Here is a 3,079-nt window from a genome sequence, read left to right as displayed (position 1 = left end):
CGTTAATTGTTTAGTTTATTTTTTCAGTAGTTATTGATTTTCGAAAATACCAAAAAACCAGTAGTTGAAAAACCACAAATCCGGGGATTGCAGAAGCTCATAGGATGGGCGATTTTTGCCGCTATATTCATCTATAAATTTAAATAAAACCTATGAATCTTATTGTATTAAAAAATCAAATTTTAAAAATCGCAGCTCTTATTTCTTGTATGGCCATTATGGTTTCATGTAGTAAAAGCAAGGATAACGGTCCACAATCACCAGACAGCAGCTATCCAAAAGAAGTGACTATAGAATATAAAATCACTTCACCCGATTTAACTAAAGCAAATGTTATTTATTCTAACGAAACAGGAGGAAACAGCAATGTTAGTGATGCTGTACTTCCTTTTACAAAAACATTTAAAAGAACAGTAAAATATGCTGAAGCAGCTTCCATCGGCATTACTTCTTATAACGGAGGTAATATTAAAGCAGAGATTTTTGTTGATGGAAAATCCGTAAAAACCGAGTCTTATTCAGGAAATCAAGTCGTTACAGGTTCACTTGTCTACCCCTTCATGTAGATAATTATGGTCGTTGTTTCCCAAAAGAGGAAGACAACGACCATAATAAATCGCTTTATAAAAATTATTTTGCTTTCTCTATATCTCTCACAGAAGCGACAGCAGATGGTGAGGTGTTATCTGCAGAAGGAAAAGGAAGTAAAATCTTACTCCTGTCATTATATGCTCCCAATTTATATTTTTCCTCATCGGTCTTAAACGCTTCATCTTTATGATCTAAAGCTGCAGCATCTTCTGTTTTAAAACCAGCAGCAATCTCTTTGTGGCGCTTAACGACTAGTGTATCGCCAGAGAGACGCAGTACTTTCATCATAGTTACGCCAGGAGATCCGCTCCCATCTGCATTTCCATGTAGAAAAACCATAAGCAGATCACCGGGTCCGGTGGTCGAAAAGTTCACCTCCATGGCCTTGAGTCTTTCCGTTTCATTTGCAGCTCTATTCTTATTCAGCACAGGTGCAATAACGATTAATGCAAGAAAGACCCCTGCAATGATATACAGGTTACGAAACAGGCCCCAGGCAAAAGGAGTCTCATCTTTTAAATTTTTTGCTTCAGTTTTTAATTCCTCTGTCCACTGTTTTTTTGGAATAATGGCATCTGAAGCCACATCAACTGCGACCACTTCCTGTAAGCCTAAAGTTCCTATAGGCCCAAAAAGTGACAAATACTTCTGTTTCACAAACAGTTCTACATTTTTTTTCTCCTTAGAATCGAGAGTTGCGTTAATTGAAATATTCCTTGAATTCAGGACTTTTTCATTAATATCATAGATTATAACCATAGATTAAGGAAGAATCAAATATGATACCAATCTATATGGATGATAATCCTAGTTGTTCTTTTTTAAGTATTAACCAACAGCATCTTTATTTCTTTTTTCTCTGTTCCCTCCAGTTCCAGGCGATAAATATACTCCTCTGCATTCGGATTCCCGGTTTTCACCATATATCTTATTGACCATTTCAATAAGGCAAACTCTCTTTGACTACCTCCATAAACACGGTTGATGAAGCGAAGAAAAATAAGATCTGCATTCAGATTAAACTGTTCTAAAAGCTCAATAAACAAGAAATACTCGAAAACGTTTTTATCGAGAAAACGTATGGTTTTTAGATCTTCCACCAGTATACCATCGATCAATAATTCATCGTAGGCATTTTTAAACACCATTAATTCCACGCCAAACAGATCCAGGTTCACTTCATCTTGCTGTACCCCATACCCCATCTGTTGGACAAGTTTTTTAAGAAACAAGATTTTTTCTGTGTAATTATTAGACTGATAAATTTTCTCCTTTATAAATCGGGCAATTACTTCCTGGTAAATTACAACCCGGTTGTGCTGATCATTCTTATTCTCCATCTTAAATTGATAATAAAATGGCATATAAAATGGAAATTTCAACAATCCAAAAAGTTCGGGTTCAACTGTAAAAACCCCTAGATTAGAGCAAATCTGATCCACTTCATTTTGATTGAGCAATGGAACAGGCGATACATATGCCGGGATTTTTAATCTTCTATTTAAAGATTTCCAGTCTTCTGGTGATACCGATAAAATAATTTTCATAAACCCGGGAATCAGTCGGTTCATAAAGTCAACAAGGCATTCGTTGTAATCGTCGATAATTAGAATCAGTTTCCTCTTTTCTTTCGACGACTGATCAGAAAGCAGATCAAAAAGTTTTCTAGAATGGTTTGCAAAACCAAGAAGAGCCTTAAGTTGGTTTTCGAACTGGAGTTTTGTTTTATTGTGAGTCAAAAAAAGCTTTGCTTTCACAAAAAGAACGGAATAACCTTTATAAATGGCTTCTTTATCAGAAAAATATTTGTCGACGAGCTGACTGAGTAAAATAGTTTTACCGTACCCGGGCGGTGCTACAAATGCCATAAAATTAAATCGCCCATCGCAAAATTCTTCAAAAGCATGCTCAGCAAACACTCTGCTGACAGTTGCTTGATAGGGTAATCCAGATCTGCAGCTAATATTCTTTAGTGTAATCCTGGTAATCCTATCGGCATGACAACTTACTTTTTTCCATATGTCTTCCTTACCCTCAAAATGCGTCCCCCCCTCTGCAAGGGATTTAATGTATTCCGGTTTTCCGGCATACTCACACAAGGCGGTGATCGTGTACCTTGAAAAAGTAAACTTCATGGCTGCAAAACCAAAAAGTCGTTTCAGCGTTGTTTCACTAACATTCTTATCGAATTCTTTCCTGATATCTATCGAAATTCGTTTACAGTCTGCAGGCGTTACATGATTAAGGCCAGCTTTAAAACATATTAACGATTTCAATTCATCAAGGAGAGGCTCCTCATCCATATATAATCAAATTTCCATGATACTGAAATGCAATGTGGTGTTAGAAATATTCCTTTAACTGCATTTTCGGTTTAAATTTGATAAATATCATGATTTTATTCTATTTATTGTGTAATCGGTTACAATAAACTCATGACCCTTTATTTTTAAACTATTTAGTTCTTCAATTGTCTTAAGTAAAATAC

At 35.7% G+C, this 3,079-nt stretch carries 3 protein-coding genes; 1 reads left to right on the top strand and 2 read right to left on the bottom strand.

What is annotated here, in order from left to right; translation table 11 throughout:
* The first annotated feature begins 152 nt into the window (after window positions 1-152).
* Window positions 153-566, top strand: a complete 414-nt coding sequence (locus DBR11_RS15905; RefSeq protein ID WP_108553642.1) for an MmpS family transport accessory protein — start codon at window positions 153-155, stop codon at window positions 564-566.
* Between the two features lie 64 nt (window positions 567-630).
* Here DBR11_RS15905 and DBR11_RS15900 read toward each other — a convergent pair whose 3' ends face one another.
* Window positions 631-1,350: a hypothetical protein gene (locus DBR11_RS15900; protein WP_108553641.1), complete on the bottom strand. Its 720-nt coding sequence runs from the start codon at window positions 1,348-1,350 to the stop codon at window positions 631-633.
* Between the two features lie 62 nt (window positions 1,351-1,412).
* Entirely contained in the window at window positions 1,413-2,894 is a 1,482-nt protein-coding gene (locus tag DBR11_RS15895; RefSeq protein WP_108553640.1) for an ATP-binding protein, read from the bottom strand.
* Window positions 2,895-3,079: the final 185 nt, after the last annotated feature.

The sequence above is a fragment of the Pedobacter sp. HMWF019 genome, assembly GCF_003061025.1.
Lineage (GTDB): Bacteria > Bacteroidota > Bacteroidia > Sphingobacteriales > Sphingobacteriaceae > Pedobacter.
The sequence above is the reverse complement of the archived record's forward strand: the minus strand, read 5'-3'. Positions and strand labels throughout refer to the sequence as shown.

Coding starts and splice junctions, on each gene's coding strand:
- DBR11_RS15895 (WP_108553640.1), bottom strand. CDS start 2,894: ATGGATGAGGAGCCTCTCCTTGATGAATTGAAATCGTTAATATGTTTT.
- DBR11_RS15900 (WP_108553641.1), bottom strand. CDS start 1,350: ATGGTTATAATCTATGATATTAATGAAAAAGTCCTGAATTCAAGGAAT.
- DBR11_RS15905 (WP_108553642.1), top strand. CDS start 153: ATGAATCTTATTGTATTAAAAAATCAAATTTTAAAAATCGCAGCTCTT.